At 31.2% G+C, this 18,218-nt stretch carries 13 protein-coding genes; 6 read left to right on the forward strand and 7 right to left on the reverse strand.

Annotated features, from left to right (window positions below):
• Window positions 1-157: 157 nt before the first annotated feature.
• From D4Z93_RS11220 to D4Z93_RS11235, 4 genes are all read right to left on the reverse strand, one after another.
• Window positions 158-802 carry a DUF4397 domain-containing protein gene (locus D4Z93_RS11220; RefSeq protein ID WP_119973592.1) on the reverse strand — a complete coding sequence of 215 codons (645 nt, stop codon included), beginning with the start codon at window positions 800-802 and terminating at the stop codon, window positions 158-160.
• A 123-nt stretch (window positions 803-925) separates the two neighbouring features.
• Window positions 926-2,182: an MFS transporter gene (locus D4Z93_RS11225; protein WP_243105937.1), complete on the reverse strand. Its 1,257-nt coding sequence runs from the start codon at window positions 2,180-2,182 to the stop codon at window positions 926-928.
• Between the two features lie 260 nt (window positions 2,183-2,442).
• A complete protein-coding gene (locus D4Z93_RS13530; protein ID WP_119973485.1) occupies window positions 2,443-3,696 on the reverse strand; it encodes a transposase in 1,254 nt (417 codons plus the stop codon).
• 255 nt (window positions 3,697-3,951) lie between these two features.
• Complete coding sequence (locus tag D4Z93_RS11235) at window positions 3,952-4,431, reverse strand: S-ribosylhomocysteine lyase (protein WP_119973593.1); 480 nt, start codon at window positions 4,429-4,431, stop codon at window positions 3,952-3,954.
• Between the two features lie 266 nt (window positions 4,432-4,697).
• Here D4Z93_RS11235 and D4Z93_RS11240 point away from each other — a divergent pair, with 266 nt between their 5' ends.
• Window positions 4,698-5,138, forward strand: coding sequence for an NfeD family protein (locus D4Z93_RS11240; RefSeq protein WP_119973595.1), 441 nt, complete (start codon window positions 4,698-4,700; stop codon window positions 5,136-5,138).
• A complete protein-coding gene (locus tag D4Z93_RS11245; protein WP_119973597.1) occupies window positions 5,139-6,077 on the forward strand; it encodes an SPFH domain-containing protein in 939 nt (312 codons plus the stop codon).
• Between the two features lie 49 nt (window positions 6,078-6,126).
• Here the strand turns inward: D4Z93_RS11245 and D4Z93_RS11250 are convergent, their stop codons facing one another.
• From D4Z93_RS11250 to D4Z93_RS11260, 3 genes are all read right to left on the reverse strand, one after another.
• Complete coding sequence (locus D4Z93_RS11250; RefSeq protein WP_119973598.1) at window positions 6,127-9,192, reverse strand: efflux RND transporter permease subunit; 3,066 nt, start codon at window positions 9,190-9,192, stop codon at window positions 6,127-6,129.
• Window positions 9,193-9,208: 16 nt separating this feature from the next.
• Window positions 9,209-10,471 (reverse strand): efflux RND transporter periplasmic adaptor subunit, encoded by a 1,263-nt coding sequence (locus tag D4Z93_RS11255; protein ID WP_243105939.1) that lies wholly within the window; start codon window positions 10,469-10,471, stop codon window positions 9,209-9,211.
• 91 nt (window positions 10,472-10,562) lie between these two features.
• Window positions 10,563-11,189, reverse strand: coding sequence for a TetR/AcrR family transcriptional regulator (locus tag D4Z93_RS11260; protein ID WP_119973600.1), 627 nt, complete (start codon window positions 11,187-11,189; stop codon window positions 10,563-10,565).
• A 164-nt stretch (window positions 11,190-11,353) separates the two neighbouring features.
• Here D4Z93_RS11260 and D4Z93_RS11265 point away from each other — a divergent pair, with 164 nt between their 5' ends.
• From D4Z93_RS11265 to D4Z93_RS11280, 4 genes are all read left to right on the forward strand, one after another.
• The gene (locus D4Z93_RS11265) at window positions 11,354-13,276 is read left to right on the forward strand and encodes an NAD(+) synthase (protein WP_119973602.1); all 1,923 of its coding nucleotides are present in this window, start codon (window positions 11,354-11,356) and stop codon (window positions 13,274-13,276) included.
• 1,216 nt (window positions 13,277-14,492) lie between these two features.
• Complete coding sequence (locus D4Z93_RS11270; RefSeq protein WP_119973604.1) at window positions 14,493-15,293, forward strand: hypothetical protein; 801 nt, start codon at window positions 14,493-14,495, stop codon at window positions 15,291-15,293.
• Between the two features lie 162 nt (window positions 15,294-15,455).
• Complete coding sequence (locus D4Z93_RS11275; protein ID WP_119973605.1) at window positions 15,456-15,914, forward strand: MarR family winged helix-turn-helix transcriptional regulator; 459 nt, start codon at window positions 15,456-15,458, stop codon at window positions 15,912-15,914.
• A gap of 31 nt (window positions 15,915-15,945) precedes the next feature.
• Window positions 15,946-17,364, forward strand: coding sequence for an MDR family MFS transporter (locus D4Z93_RS11280; protein WP_119973607.1), 1,419 nt, complete (start codon window positions 15,946-15,948; stop codon window positions 17,362-17,364).
• Window positions 17,365-18,218 lie beyond the last annotated feature (854 nt).

Consider the following 18,218-nt stretch of genomic DNA (forward strand, 5'->3'; position numbering starts at 1 on the left):
TCCTTTCAATACTATTATAAATCATAACCCCAATAGAAAAAATCTAGACACCCAAATTTTCCCTGAATCTGCGAATTTATTTGGGTGTCTTGAATTTCAAAATGGGTTGTATATATTTACCGGAGTATACGTTAATCGGCAAGCCAGAGAATTCATATCACCTAATATAACTGTTTCCGTCTAAAGCTATCAATACCTGCAGTGGTGGTCCACCTTTAGCCAAACCAACAGCATACATGGTATAAAATCTATTTCTAGTAAGTCTAACATTTGGAACTAATAAAATACTCTTATTATCATTTGAATTTCTAAGTTCAAAATTATATACACCAGGACTAAGTACAGTGTATTCAGTCGCATTAGGATATTTAACATTGTTAAAAATAGTTCTGTCATTCCTCCTAAATGTTAAATTTGTTGGTGAAAGATCTGGAGATAAATTTACAAATCTCAGCATTAATCTGTTTCTTTCAACAGGAAGTCTCGGATCCATAATCACTTTTATCGATATCCTTGGAGATCTTCCAATTATCGCTGCTGTAATTATATTACCCGCTCCAACACTTATATTTGTATCCAAAATCATATCTCTTGAATTACCAGATGGATAAACTGTAATTCTATAATTTCCTGGGGAAACTGGTATATACTCAGTAAAATTTTTAAATCTAAAATTTCTAGCAATAAGTGATCCATTGGCATATACATCAACTGCCGATAAATTTGGTGAAGCATGAAGCAATCTTAAATGCCCATGTACCTGAGTTTGTCTGAAATAATTAACATATGGACAATAAAACATTAATACCACCTTTAAATTTAATTACTTATACTCTACATAGTATGCAAATTAAGACTTAAAGTTAAATCTATTTTCTATAAAATATCTATTAATGTTATAAATACAATACCAGAGTTTTAGATACTACAATTTAAATATACTCCTTAAATCCAACTTTGAATTAGGATCGGTTTTAATTTTATGAATCATAACAACTAACACACAGATACTAGATATAATTAAAAATATCGGTATACATACAAGAATAGCTCGTGTATAATATTTTATGGAAATAGCTCCTCCAAGTAGAGGTGCTACTGCAAATCCAATACTCCCGATAGTCCCTTGAACTCCAAATAATACTCCTCTCTTGTCAACAGGTGTATTTTCCGCTGTAATAGACATTATAACTGGCTCAACTCCTCCTGTTACAAAGAACATTATTCCAAATACAAATGTAAATAACCACAGTTTAGTTATCCAAATAAGTGGTACCGATATAACTGCACCTAAAGTCAGATATATTATCAGCAGTTTCATTTTGTCATATTTATCACCAAGTTTACTTAAGGTTAATCCAGCCATTGCCGTCATTAAAGCAAGAACTCCATTCATTACCCCTGTTATACCTGCAGCGCCACTAGCTGTTGACCTAACCTCCTGTACAAATATAGGAATATACGGATTAAATACACTACGGCCAACTCTTATAAAAAAAATTACAACAAGCATAGATAGAGCTGTTGTAGTGAAAACAGTACGAAGTGACTTATTTTTATCCCTATTACGAATTTCATCATCCTTGACATCTACATTCTTCTCTTCTTTAACAAAAAATAGAACCAATAAGAAGTCAATAAACATCAATATACCACCTATTATAAAGCTTACACGATATCCAACCCATTCCGCTAAGGCACCACCAATTACTGGCCCAATACATTGCCCGATAAAAGTTGACGATGATAAGAAACCAAGTGCATAAGATATTTTATTTTTAGGTGTATTAGCTGCTATTAAAATTTGAGCTGCTGTAACAGTTCCTGTAAATACCCCTTGCACAAGTCTTAAAATAATCAGTTGATTTATATTCATAACTATACCCATTGCTCCAATTATAAATGAAGCACACAGCATAGCTCTTATAAGCATTAATTTTCTACCATATTTATCTGATACAATTCCCCAAATAGGTGACATTATTGCCATAGTTATAGCAGGTGCAGCGTTTAAAATTCCCGAGTAGAGTTTAACACTGTTTGTACTTGTTATTCCAAGCTGCTGAATATAAAAAGGCAAAAAAGGCATTCCAAAATTAAAACTCATCAAAGACAAAACCTGTGAAAACCAGACAATGTATAAATTTATTTCCCAAAGTTTCATCTGTTTTAGTCGTCTCATTATAAACTTCGTCCTTCTTCCTATTAAAACTAACATAAAATTCATTATAACATTAATAAAATATATTTAAAAGTTAGCATACAAAAAATCAGAGATTTAGCACCTAAATTCCAGTAAAAATTTTATTTTTACTGGAATTGTATCCAATTACATTTATTTAAAGAGCTGGTAAGCACGGAGACCGTTAGGTCAAAAAAATAATTATAATACCTCTTTACCCCGATAAATTTATATAATCAATTTCCAGTTTTAATTTTGAATTATGTCTTTCCAAATATAGGGTTATTCCAATTATCTTCTATAGTAAATCTTTCATCTTTTATATCTTCAATAATATCCATTTGAAGCATATTCTTTTCTCTAAAACCCCTTATACACCTAAAAAAGTATAACTGCATTAAATTAAATGCTATTATTATAAACATTAAAACTGTTTCTACGCCCGTAGGGCTATGAAGAAAACAGTGATCTAAATGCCATTCCGTCTTCAGTTGATGAAATATATTATTTTCAATGTCCCATCTTTTATGCATTATCTTCCACAGGCTTTCTACTGATGTAAATTTATCTGTTGTTATGATCCATCCTTCTTTAATCTCTATTCTGTCTCCAGTATGAATTTCTTCCACAAACCTCAAGAACCTTACTTTTATATCCTTATCAGACATTTCAAAATTATCATCTTCCCATGCCTTAATCTTTGTGTAGATATTTGTATTTTTTCTTACAATCCAGTTCTTATCTGCCTCACGGCATTTAAATAAAGCTAATGCGTCTTTTACAATGTGAAGACGTTCATCTTTTACTCTAACTACAGCATTCATTCCTATAGAGAGTACTTCTTTTATCCATGTAGCATTACAATACAAAGCATCAGCTACAATGATATCCGCAAAGTGATGATATTTTTTATACAGCTTTTTAATTAAACGTTTGCCGGCAGTAATTTCTCCTTCATCTTTACCTGAACTATCTTTTTGGGGTTCAAGCATTTCCTGATCTAAAACAATATGTGGATCACAACCAACCATTGCACAAACTACTGATCTGTGAAAATGATGCGTTATACCATTTTTATCAACCCTTGTAAGGCAGTTGTTACAAGATTTTTTAATACTGTCAAATAGTTCTACACCATCTATGGCAGCTACCTTTAAACCATCTATAGTACCATTTCTAAATACTTTATTCTTCGCAGTAGTTTTTATTATGTGCTTGTTGATATTTTTTAAGCCATCAAGATCAAAATCATTCAAGAAACGCCTAACGGCGTCAATGCGTAGCATTTTAGTATTTTTAGGTAATACCTTTTTAAATTTATTCTTTTCAATCCAATGTTCTAATCTATTGAAACTTCTTATTTGAAGCATGAATCCAAATAATACTACGAAAGCTATTGTTGAAACTTTTGCTGGAGATTTTATTATTTTATTTTTTAAACTATTGATTTTTTCACCTATATCATATACCCTGTTAATATAAGTGAGTAGCTGTTTCAAATAACTTTTACTCATTTTATCAGCATCCTTTTATTTTTAGTTTTTAGCAAAACCATTATAAAAAGGATGCTTTTATTATGCAAATTTTTTCCGTATAATTTCCAGTAAAAATCGGAATCTGTTAATTCTACTGTAAATATTCATAAGACTTTATAATTCAAAGGACTACCATCCTAAAAATTTTTTAAGTGCTAAACTTCTGACAAAAAATTTATTCCGAACATAATTTATGATCGGAATAAATTTATTCTACTTTATTTTATGAAAATATTATTGTGGATAATTTAAATTTTTATCAGAAATATTCATCAAAACCTCATTTAAAAACTTATCCGCAAGGTACTTTGCCATAGGTAAATTCATATCGAGGTAGTTGCCACAGTCCTTTGCAGCTGCCCCCGGTACATCTCCTTCAAATCCGGCAATAAATTTATACATTTCCTTAAGTAACTCAACAATATCTTTAGATTCATAATTTCCACATAAAATAAGATAAAAACCTGTCCTACATCCCATCGGTCCAAAATACATAGTTTTATCTGCATAATCCTTATGATTTCTTAGAAATGTTGCACCTAAATGCTCAATTGTATGTATTTCAGCTGTATTCATAACTGGCTCAAGATTAGGCCTGGTCATTCTTATATCAAATGTAGTTAAAACTACATCTTTAAATTTATCTTTTCTTGAAACATAAACTCCTCTTTGTAGCTTCAAATGATTAACTGTAAAGCTTGCAATTTTATCCATTATATTTTACCTCCTATAAATTTCAATTGTATCTTAACATTTACATATTTATACGTCAAGCAAATAGGTAAATTTATTCCTCACGATAATTCGAGCAAAATGCAAGAAATCATATACTATAATGCGTAAAATCGTTTTAAGAGTTATTTTATACTATATTTAAGGTTACTTAGAAATTTACATTCCTAAGAAATTAATGTATCATTAAATCATAATCAATATATGTAAAATATAATATTAATAACTAAACAATTAGGGGGGAGCTTATGAATCATTTTTTAATACTTTGGATTTTCATCGCAGCTGTAGCACTCATAATTGATATATTTACAAGCAATTTCTTCTTCGTATGGTTTACTATAGGTGCTATAGCTGCTATTTTCACTCAGATTCTCGGATATTCAATAATCATTCAAAGTATTATATTTTTGATAATAAGTATTTTATCAATAGCAATTGGATATCCATTAGTCAGAAAGAATATAAAAGCTACAATAAAACCTACATTACTCAGAGAACAAACCTATATAGGGAGAAAAATTACAGTAGACGATGATATGTTAAACAACAACGTGGTAAAAATAGATGGAGTTCTTTGGCAAATATATAATATAGGAGATAATATCTCAAAAGGAGATAAAGTAAAAATTGTAAAATTAGAAGGCAATAAAATATTAATAGAAAAAATAAATGAGGAGGGAATATAAATGTCAATATTAATTTTACTTATAATTTTAGTTGTTTTATTCTTAGTATTTGTATCATGTATCAAAATTGTAAATACAGGATACGTAAGCATAATAGAAAGATTTGGTCAATTTCACAGAATATTAAACCCGGGCTGGCACCTTATAATTCCATTTGCAGATTTTGTCAGGCGAAAGGTTTCCACAAAACAGCAAATACTAGATATAGAACCCCAAAGTGTTATAACACAGGATAACGTAAAAATATCAATAGACAACGTAATTTTTTACAGAATTCTTAATCCTAAAGATGCAGTATATAATATTGAAGATTATACATCCGGTATAATCTATAGTACTATAACGAACATGAGGAATATAGTTGGTAATATGACCTTAGATGAAGTTTTATCTGGAAGAGATAAAATAAATTCTGAACTTTTAAAGGTTGTAGATGATATAACAGATGCCTACGGAATAAAAATTTTATCAGTTGAGATAAAAAATATTCTTCCACCATCCGAAATACAGCAGGCCATGGAAAAGCAGATGAGAGCTGAAAGAGATAAAAGGGCAGTTATACTTCAAGCTGAAGGTGAAAAGCAAAGTGATATCGCAAAAGCTGAAGGTGAAAAACAGGCAAAAATACTTCAGGCTGAAGCTGAGAAGGAAGCAAATATAAGAAGAGCTGAAGGTTTAAAACAGTCACAGCTTCTTGAAGCAGAGGGTAAGGCAAAAGCTATTGAAGCAATAGCAGAGGCCCAATCAAAAGCAATAAGAAAAGTTAACACTGCAATAATAGATTCAGGTACCAACGAAACAGTTATTGCATTAAAACAGGTTGAGGCTCTTCAAGAAATGGCTAAAAATCCTGCTAATAAACTAATACTTCCAAATGAAACCCTATCTTCACTCGGTTCAATCGCAGCTATAGGTGAGATGTTAAAGGGAAATAAATAACAAAAAGACTGTGTTATTAAATAATTAATAACACAGTCTTTTCATTATTTTAAAGTTGCACACTTTGAGAAGAATGTTTTTTATTCTTCATTTTGAATCTATTCTTAAAACTATTCAAATATACGTAAACAGCTGGAACAAATAATAATGTCAATAATGTTGATGTAATCAATCCTCCAATAATTGCAAAGGCCATAGGGGCACGAAGCTCTGAACCTGAACCAGTAGCTAAAGCTGTAGGAAGCATACCAAAAATCATAGCCAAAGTAGTCATAATAATAGGTCTCAAACGTGTACGGCCCGCCTCAACTAAGGATTCTTCGATACTCATACCACGACTCATATTCTGCCTTGCAAAGTCTATAAGCAGAATTGCATTTTTTGTAACTAAACCCATTAACATGATAACACCTATCATTGACATCATATCAAGTTCTTTATTGCCAATAAACAATCCTAAAATTGCACCAATAATGGCAAGAGGCAGTGAAAGAAGAATGGCAAGGGGATCTAAAAAGCTTTCAAATTGGGCTGCAATTACTAAGAAAACAAATAGAACTCCCATACCAAGTGCTGTTACTAGTCCTGACATTCCTTCATTCATTTGCTCATCAGCTCCACCAGACGTCACTTCTATTCCATCCGGTAATGCAGCTTCAGTTTTTAGTTTTTTATTAAATGCATTATTAAACTTGCTCTGTGACACTCCGGCATAATTTGCTGTAAGTTGTATTTCTCTCTGCTTATCATATCTATTTATAGTTGAAGAAGATGTTGTAAACACCTTTTTAGTTACCTGACTTATTGGAATCATAGTATTATTCTTTCCCGGTACATAAATTCCATCTAAACTATCAAGATTTTTCTTATCGGAATCCTGAACCTGTACACGAACATCATATCTATCCTTATCTGTTTCGTATTGGCTTACAACAGTACCGTTAAAAAGTGTTCCTAGTGTACTTGCAATTGTAGCAGGACTTACTCCTAGGTCTGCAGCTTTATCACGATCTACATCAAAATCCACCTCAGGTTTACCTGCCTTATAGGTCAAACCTACATCTACAGCACCCGGAGTATTTTCCATTACCCTTTTAGCCTTTAAAGCATATGCTTGAAGTTTTGTAAAGTCATCACCTTTAATATGATACTGTGCCATCTTTCCTGGAAGAAAACCTCCACTATTAACAACAGACAAATCTATTCCCGGAATATTGTTCAAGTTTTGCCTCATTTTATCCCCTATTTCATCAGCGCTTTCTTTTCTATCCTGTTTATCTGAGAGCTTTACGAGCATGCTTACTTTACTTGATTTTACTGTTGAATATATATATTTTACATTGTGATCTTTTTTTATTATATTTTCCATTTCATTAGTGATATCAGAAGCATTATTTAGTGTAGAACTGGAATCCAAATCTGCTTCTATATCTAACTCTCCCTTATCAGAAGTCGCAATAAATCCCATATTTAATTTTGTAGCAATAAACAAACTTCCTACCAGCATCATAATAGGTATTATTATTACCCAGATCTTATGTTTCAAAACAGTTCTTAAAGCATTAGCATAAGAATCTGCCAGCTTATCAAAAAACTCACCAAACTTATCTAAAAACTTTCCTACTACAGGTATTGGCTTTTCTTTGCTGCTTAAATACTTGGATGACAGCATTGGAACCAGTGTAAATGCCACAAATAACGAAACTAAAACACTGGCAGCTACCGTCAATCCAAATTGCACAAGAAACTTTCCTACCAATCCATTAATCATTGCTATAGGGAGAAAAACTGCTACGAGCGCAAAAGTAGTAGACATAACTGCAAGTCCTATTTCAGAAGTTGCTTCCTTAGCTGCCTTAACCGGACTTTTCCCCATATTAAGATGCCTTACAATATTTTCAATAACAACTATTGCATCATCGATAAGCAATCCAACCGCAATAGACAATGCCATTAAAGATACTATATTCAGCGAAAAGTTCATAACCTTCATAACTGCAAATGTAGTAATTATAGATATTGGTATTGCAATTCCAGAGATTGCAGTACTTGCCGCATTCTTTAAGAACATAAAAACAACTACTACTGCAAGTATACATCCTTCTATGAGTGTTTTCTGAACATCATTAACTGAATCACGTATAGATGTTGAATTGTCACGTACAACTTTAATTGTTACACCAGATGGAAGTCCTTTTTGGATATTAGCAATTTGTTCTTTTATAGAGTCAGCTACTTCAACAGTATTTGAATTTGACTGTTTTAAAACATCTATACCAATTGCCGGTTTCCCATTATAAAAAGATAAACTATCCTTTTCTTTACTACTGTCCTTAACTGTTGCAATATCCTTAAGTCTAATTTCACTATTATCACGTGTAGTGACTAATATATTTAGGAAATCATCTACATTCTTTATAGCTGCATTAGTTTTTAAACTTATTTCTGTATCACCATCATCAATCTTGCCACTAGATACATCTATATTATCACTTTTTAAACTATTACTAACTTCTGCAATTGTAATATTATATGAGTTCATTTTTTCTTTATCAAGATTTATATGAATTTCTCTTTGTTCTTCTCCATATGTATTGACAGCTCCAACACCGTTTATTGTCTGCAGCTTCTTAACAACATCATCATCTGCTACCTCCGATATATCTTTACTTGACATTTCTCCACTAACCGTAAGGGATACTATAGGCTGTGCAGTAGCATCAAACTTTGCAATTACAGGTTCTGTGATATCTGTTGGAAGAGTTCCTCTAATATTGGATACTTTATCTTTTACATCTTGAAGTGCTTCAGCTGAAGGTTTATTTAATTCAAATATAATTGCTGTACTTGAAACTCCCTCTGTTACAGTTGAACTAATATGTGAAACACCAGATATTTGTCCTATAGAATCTTCTATCTTTTTTGTTACTTTAGACTCAATCTGATCCGGAGCCGCCCCAGCTTCAACTACTGTAACAGATACAACTGGAGTATCAACATCTGGAAACTGGTCCACAGACAGACTTTTATAACTAACTATACCCAAAGCCAACAAAGCAATAATTATTACTGTTATAAATACTGGTCTTTTTAAACTAACATCTGCTAAAAACATAATTGAATATCACCTCCTAGTCAAATACTATTTTTACAGAATCACCGTCCTGCAGACTACTTACATTAGTACAAATAACACTATCACCTACTTGTATTCCAGATTTTATTTCCACATTACTTTTATCAAAATCACCTATGGTTACAGTCTTTTTTCTTACCCTGCCATTGTTATCTATTAATACATAATAATTCCCTTGAGTTCCTCCTATTGCTTTTACCGGTACTGTAATCACTTTTTTATTTTGATCAGTAGCAATTTGTATCTTTCCAAAAATACCCGGTTTAAGTTTTCCGTCCTTATTATCAATTTGCACTTTACACTTAAATGCTCTTGAAACTGGATCTGCAGCAGTATCAATAGTTTTCACAACACCATTATAGCTAGTTTTATCATCGTCATTCAGCTTTAATTTAGCATCTGTTCCTAATTTAATATAATTTAAATCACTTTCTCTAATATCTATATCTGCATATATCGGTGATATAATGTCAACCTTCCCAAGAGCTGTTCCAGCACCTAAATACTGACCTATACTAACATTTTTACCAGTTATGACACCACTAGTTGGAGACTTAATGGTTGTGTTTTGCAGTGAATCATTTAGATTATCCAAATTTGTTTGAGCAGTTTGTATATTGGCCTCCTGAGTTTGAATTGACATACTAGAAGCTTGAGCACTGGCCCTTGCAGACTCAAGCGCACTTTCAGCAGTTTTTAACTGAGACCCCGCATTTTCAAATTCAACATCTGAAGCAGCACCCTGATCATGAAGTGCCTTTACTCTGTTATAATTATTTTGAGCTGTTTGTAAATCTATTTGTGGCTTATTCACTGACAACTGCGCAGAATCCGATGAACTCTGTGCTGCCTGTAATTGAGCTTTTGCTGCTGCAAGTTGAGCCTCAGCCGTTTTTATATTATTTTTTATATCTGTATCATCAACCTTTGCTAAAGTCTCTCCTTCAGATACGGTTTGTCCATCTTGGAATGAAACCTGCGTTACCTTTCCGGGAACCTTGGCACTTATAACTCCTTCCTCTGACGCTTCAAGAGAAGCCTTAAAAGATGCTTTCTCTGACACTGTATCCATATCTGCTTCAATTACTTTTACAGAAACTTTATTTGTCTTTTTAGAAAGGTTGGATGTTTTTTTCTCACCTAAAAAAATACCACCTCCTATGGCTGCAATTATGATAATTACCACAACTATGGAAAGTATTTTACGTTCCTTCATAAATTTAATTACTTTACGAATTAAATTTTTTACTTTGTTCATATTAAACCTCCTCTAATCATGTAAATGCTCATTTGATTCATTGAACGTACATTTAATTTTTTATTCAATAAAAATTAGACTATATGTTAGTCTAATTTTTCCAAGAATCTGTAGTAAATTTCACTAATTCTTCTATATACTTGCTGGTGTCTTCCGATTTTAAATCCGGAAATAAAAATTTCATCATAACTGTACTCCCAATTATAGACATAAATTGATGCGTAACCATTCTGAAATCCATTTCTTTAATTTCCCCTTTTTGATATCTATCCTTAATGAAATTATTTATTTGAATCCATATATTTGAAAACATTTTGAATATAATTTCTCTAGTTTCTCTTCTAAGTAAATCTCTTTCTTGGAGCATAATTATAATGAGTTCACTGTCAAGCATAACTGTATTTCTTAATTCATTACAAAAATAAAGCATAACATCATCTAAAGTCATGTCATCAGTTACGCCTTGTAATGTATCATTCACATGATTGACTAAGTAATTACATCCATCTCTCAATATAGTATGTAAAATTTCTAATTTCCCTTTAGGAAAATAATGATAAATCAATCCATCAGCCATACCTATTTTGTTTGTAATTGAATGCACAGAAGTATTATAATAACCATTTTTGGCAAATAACTTTTTAGCAGAATCAAGTAATTGTTGTCTTCTTTCAATTGCTTGAAGCTTCCTACTAGTTATTCGTTTTTTATTATCCATTTATTCCCCTCATTTCATTCATTAAACATTCAATAAAGTAATTCTAATATTAAATTTTGGTAAAGTCAATATTTTCATAGATTTAATTGACAATTGATATATTGTAATCAATAATTATAATTAATGATTTTTAAGTTAAGTTTATTATGGAAGGAATGATACAAATGAACAATTACAATTTTATAAAAGTAGCCTCGGCTTCTCCTTTAACAAATGTTACTGATATAGAATTCAATATAAATAATATTAAAAAATGTATAAACTCATCAGTTGAAAAGGGATGTAAACTCATAGTATTCCCGGAGTTAAGTATAACTTCATATACCTGTGCCGACTTATTCTGCTCTCAGTTACTACTGGATAAATCCATTGATGCTGTCAAATCATTATGCGATTTTTCAATAAATAAGGATATACTTATAGCTGTAGGAGCCCCATTGAAATATAATTCCTGTTTATACAATTGTGCATATATAATATTTGAAGGGAAGATTCTTGGTATAATTCCTAAAAGTTATATTCCAAATTACACTGAATTCTATGAAAAGAGATGGTTTACAGAAGGCTTAGGGTTGATAAATAAAGAAGTGCACTTTACATTCCAAGGAAACATACCATTTGGAACAAATCTAATATTTACATACAATGATTTTAAATTTGGATTTGAAGTATGTGAGGATGTATGGGTAACTATACCTCCAAGTTCATATCTAAGCCTCATGGGAGCAAATATAATATCAAATTTATCAGCTTCAAATGAACTTGTCAGCAAAGCTGAATATAGAAAAGAACTCATTAAAAATCAAAGTGCACGCTGTATGGCTGCTTACATATATTCATCTACAGGTGTCTTTGAATCAAGTACAGATTTAGTCTTTAGTGGCCATTTAATTACTTGTGAGAATGGAACTATACTCAATGAAAATACCAGATTTCAAAGGGAAAACCAAATTCAAACTTCTATACTAGATATAGACAGATTAAATAATGAAAGATTAAAGAATGTAAGTTTCAGAGACAATTCTAAATTCATACCCTTTGAAACACATGAGATTAAATTTTCATTTAAAAATACTGACTGCAAAACCTTTGATAGATTCGTTGACAAACATCCTTTTGTACCTTCAAATGAAACTAAAAGAGAACTGCACTGCAGAGAAATTTTCAATATTCAAACTTCAGGACTTGCAAAAAGAATATCACATACACATTTAAACACAGCAGTTATTGGTATATCAGGAGGACTTGACTCTACCTTAGCCCTTTTAGTTATAGTTAAAACCTTCGATATCTTAAAGCTTCCAAAAGAAAATATAATAACAGTTACAATGCCTGGTTTTGGAACTACAGATAGAACTTATAACAATGCAGTAAATTTATGTAAGATGCTTGGTACAAAATTTAGAGAAATAAATATAGTGCCTGCATGTCTGCAGCATTTTAAAGACATAAATCACCCTGCTGAAAAGTTTGATGTAACCTATGAAAATGTTCAGGCGCGAGAAAGAACACAAATTTTAATGGATATAGCTAATAAGGAAGGTGGTCTTGTTATAGGAACTGGTGACCTATCTGAAGTGGCCCTTGGCTGGTCTACATATAATGGTGACCATATGTCAATGTATGGGGTAAACTGTTCAGTACCTAAGACACTTGTTAGATATCTAGTATCCTATGTAGCACAAAAAGAAGTGAGCAAGGAGATATCCGATATATTAATGGATATTTTAGATACACCGGTTAGTCCTGAACTCCTTCCTAAGGATAAGGATGGAAAAATTGCTCAAAAAACAGAGGATATAGTTGGTCCATATGAGCTTCACGATTTCTTCTTATATCACTTTATAAGAAATTCGACTAAACCTGGAAAAATATTATTTCTGGCTTATCATGCATTTAAAGATGATTATGATAAAGATACTATAAATAAATGGTTTGACAAGTTCATAAAGAGATTTTTCACACAACAATTTAAACGTTCTGCAATTCCTGATGGGCCAAAAGTTGGAAGCGTAAGTCTTTCACCAAGAGGCGATTGGAGAATGCCTTCAGATGCAAGCTACAACTTATGGATTCAGAATTCATAAATTGCATATATTACGTATTAAGCATTGATCATAGATATATGGGGCTATAAGGACAAACTAGCCTTATACGTAGTAGGAGTGCAATAACAAAACTCAGCACGTTAAAAAGTTTTAACAGTTCTAAGCTTGTATTTTGGAAATTTAAGCAGATTATATAAACTCGCGAAGCTCAAACATATATAATCTACTAAAATTTTCTAAAATACTCCGCTAAGAACTGTAAAAAAACTTTTTAAATGTGCTTTCATTTTGTTATTGCACCCCTGCGTATAAGTCCAGTTTGTCCTTATAAGTTATATACTTAAATCAATAAATGCTTTATATACTAATAAAAGTATATAAATAATTATATAACTTATGTAAACTTGATAAATATTATTTCTCCTTTAAGGGTTTATGGCGATAACCATATTGATTTATACTATAATTGTGGTTTTAGATATCTGTTAAATAATAAAGGTTTGTATTAAGTTAAAGTGTGTGGTTTATTTTTTGAATCTTTTTATTACAAATTCAGTTGAAACTTTTATCCACAAAGGGTTCGCCCGCACCTAAAAGGGCGTATTTTATTACCTTAACTTTTTATCTAAAATTTTAAACCTATCTATAAATAAATTGATTTAAAAGTCCTCTACTCCATTTAAACCCAAATCATATATAATCTCACTCATTTTCTTGTATAGTATTTGCCATCTTACATTATAATTTTCATGATTGTATTCTCTTTATAAAGGTTTTACGGACGTAGTCCTTGTATATATAACATTAATCCCGGAGGGATATTTCAAAACTACAGAAATTATAATAAATAACGAAATTTTTCCCGGTAAAAGATTAAATATATCTAAAATTAAAATAACCTGCCCTTCACAAGAAGAACAGGACACCCTAACGGATTTGAAGGCTTACAGCCCATGTCCATCAAGCTAAGGCGTATAAAGTTTTCTAAATATGAATGATGTTTTATCTTATTTAATTGGTAACATTAATAGATACTAATTATTGATAAAAGCTATTAGGCTATTTATTTTTGTTATTTTATCTAACCTTAATAAAGTACAGCATTTACTTTTTCACTCCTCTTATTTACATGGTGTAAATTTACTTTATATAATAGTAAAAATTATTAAATAGAGCAACAAAGCAATTTATTTTATTGTTTACGTATTGAACAATTTGTTTATAATGTAGATAATTAAGATAAGGAGGAATTCATATGTCTAATTTAAACATTGAAGTGAAAATTGATGGTGAAATTTATACAGATGCACAATTGGCACAATACGAATACCAACGTGCACTACATGTATTACATGAATTGAAAGCTTTAGGTGCAGACGTGCGTGATAGTGGCCGTAAATTGTCACATGAGGATATCAATTGGCTGGAACCAGAAAAAGTGAAACAAATTTCACTTGATATTCGTAATAGTTTAGGTGAACAAGGCACATTGAATCTTTTTAAAGATGCTGAAGCAGATGCGGAATGCCGCTGGAAAGAATACATTAAAGATTATGATCCAACCCAATCGCATATTGGTGTAACTGAAATTCATGTTACGGGCATAACTATTCCTGAGGTACTACCGGTTGTAGGCGGCGGAAAAGGTGAACGATTTGCCTTAGAAATTATGCCGGAACACTATATTGTCAAAGGAAACATTGTTGCTGGTGAACAACAACGCGGTATGGAGGCATTTGGAATGTTTGGAGAACCAACATTTATAACAGGAACTGCTAGTAAGGATATTCCAGAAGGTTTGCCAATTGAAAAAGATCCATCTTATCCAAAGAGTATGTTTGGTGAAACATTGCTTAAAAGTGACGGCACAAATATTCATATAGGTGCATTTCACCAATTTCGTCCAGAGCAAGGCGGATTTAGTATGAAATCAACTTTTTTCTGTCCGGGAAGAGCACCAAAAGCGATTGCTGACGGACACAAAATTCATTTTGCACTAGAATTGACAAATTCCATGAAAATAGCTTATTCACTTAAACAAGAAGAAATAAAATAGCACTATTTATTACTAAAATAGATATTAGGCTGCTGACAAATATATTTTATCAGCAGCTTTTTAGATTTTTTGCTGGATGATTTTTTGTTAGCAATAATATAGCTAAAATCTATTGTATAAAAACAAAATATGTAGTAAACTACATATTTGTGAGGTGATAAAATGGAAACATCAATTCTAAACTCAATTGGTCCACAAATAAAAATTGCAAATACATTGATTGAAAAAGAATTAAATAACCGAATTGCAGAAATTTTAACTGAATATAATTTGACGGGGCCACAGGTTGCCTTAATGATCTATATTTTTGAAGCCAAAGGCAGAACAGTTACACAGAAAGAATTAGCAGATAAATTTGTTTTGAACCATTCGACGATTCGCAGTATTGTCAAACGTTTAGAAAAAATGCAGTTGATTGATGTGGCACATTTAAAAAGTGATAAAAGGCAAATTGTATTGTCTTTGTCTGGTAAAGGATACAACGTAATTAAAAATCATATTAATCAAATTTATAAAGTTATGAAAAATGTAAATCAAAAGATTGTCAAAAACATGAGTGAAGATGATCAGAAGTATTTTTCTAATTCTCTGAATAAAATCATTAAAAATTTTAATATATAGCATACTACATGTTGAGAGGAGAAATAATCAAATGTCATTTGAATCAATAAATATTTCAATTAAAAAAAGAAATTATATGATGTCGGTATTGTTACTAGGAGCATTTGTTTCTTTATTGGCAGAAACTTTTTTGAATAATGCACTGCCGACAATTATGAACACTTTTGGTGTCAATCAATCCACTGCACAATGGTTGACAACTGCCTATCTTTTGGTTGTTGGATTGATAATTCCTTTATCTGCCTGGATTTTCAATTCTTTTAGTTTAAAAACAAATTATTTAATGATGTTGGGAATTTTTTTAGCGGGCTCGCTAATTTGCTTGTTTTCACCAAATTTTTATGTATTGCTGATTGGTCGAATTATTGAAGCTGTTGCAGCTGGAGCTTTAATGCCATTTATTCAAAATGTTATTTTGTTACTATTTCCACCAGAAAAGCGAGGATTTGCTATGGGAATTACTGGCCTTGTTATTGGATTCGGTCCCGCAGTTGGTCCAACGATTTCAGGCTTAATTTTAAAATATGCAAATTGGCGGATGCTTTTTATTATTTTGAGTGTGATAAGTATAGTAACTGCCATTTTAGCTTTCTTTACTTTGAAAAATATTACCAAACCTCATCGCACAACAATTGATGGTTTATCTTTTATTGAATCACTCTTAGGATTTGGCTTTATCCTTTATGCTTTATCAGAACTTGGAAATTCTGGACATTTGACACTATCACTTGTTGTTATATTCTTATTAGGTATTTTTATATTGTTTTTGTTTGGTAAAAGACAATTGCAGTTAGCTTCACCATTGCTTGACATTCGTATTTTTTCAAATAATAAGTTTAACTTATGTACTTTTTTAAGCATGCTAAGTAATATTGCAATGGTTGGAATTGAGTTAGTATTGCCTCTTTATCTGCAAACAACTTGTAGTGAAACAGCACTTGTCTCTGGTTTAATTATGATGCCTGGTGCAATTATAATGGGTATTTGTAATCCTATTTCCGGCATACTTTTTGATAAATTCGGTATCAAGCGTTTATCATTATTTGGTTTTTTTATTCTACTATTAGGTACATTTCCTATGCTTTTATTTAATAATCAAACAGGTTTAATTATAATTGCTTTTTGTTATGCTCTAAGAATGATAGGAATTTCATTTACAATGATGACGACTTTTACGGCAGGTATTAATTTTATAGATTCTAATTATACTACTCATGCTAATGCAGTTTCATCAACTATTCGACAAATAGGCGGATCGTTAGGTACCGCACTGGCAATGTTGGTTGTTGCATTAGGTTCTAATTTTAAGAGTACTGTAGGAGCTAACAAAACGATTGCATTAGAAACTGGTTATCATTGGGGATTTATTTTAATGGTTGTTATTGCATTAATTGGAATTGTTGCAGCCTTTTTTCTTCCTACTGCGGAACAAGAAAATATGGATTATTAAATGCATATATTGCGTATTAAACATTGATCATAGATATATGGTGCTATAAGGACAAACTAGGCTTATACGTAGGGATGCAATAACAAAACTCAGCACGTTAAAAAGTTTTAACAGTTCTAAGCTTGTATTTTGGAAATTTAAGCAGATTATATAAACTCGCAAAGCTCAGACATATATAATCTACTAAAATTTCTTAAAATACTTCGCTAAGAACTGTAGAAAACTTTTTAAATGTGCTTTCATTTTGTCATTGCACCCCTACGTATAAGCCTAGTTTGTCCTTATAAGTTATATGCTTAATAAGTGAAATATCACCTTCAAGGGTTCTAGGACGATCGGCCCTAGTGATTCATACTATAATTACAATTTTAAACATATATTAAAGTAATTAAAAAAGTATGAATAAGATCATATTTTAAATGGTATTCGGGATTTTAAGGTTTTTCACAGTACTCCACTACGTAAGAATTTTACTTATGTTTGCAATAAATTGTTTAATGCGATATTCTATATTTTTAATTGATTTGGAATTTTATGAATGGTAATCCCCTGAATAATATAATCCCGGAGGGATATTTTAAACTTATGGGAGTTATAAAAAATAGCATATCTATTTTCATAACAGATTTAAATTTAAATGTGAGTTTTACTATATACCCGGGAAGTTAATGTCATAATAATTAAATTAGTACAGTCATTACTATAACTTAAAGAAGGAAGACTGTAAGCCTTCAAACCCGTTAGGGTGCTCTGTTCTTCTTGTGAAGGGCAGGTTATTTTAATTTTAGATATATTTAATCTTTTACCGGGAAAAATTTCGTTATTTATTATAACTTCTGTAATTTTAAAATATC

Source organism: Clostridium fermenticellae (assembly GCF_003600355.1).
Taxonomy (GTDB): domain Bacteria; phylum Bacillota; class Clostridia; order Clostridiales; family Clostridiaceae; genus Clostridium_AV; species Clostridium_AV fermenticellae.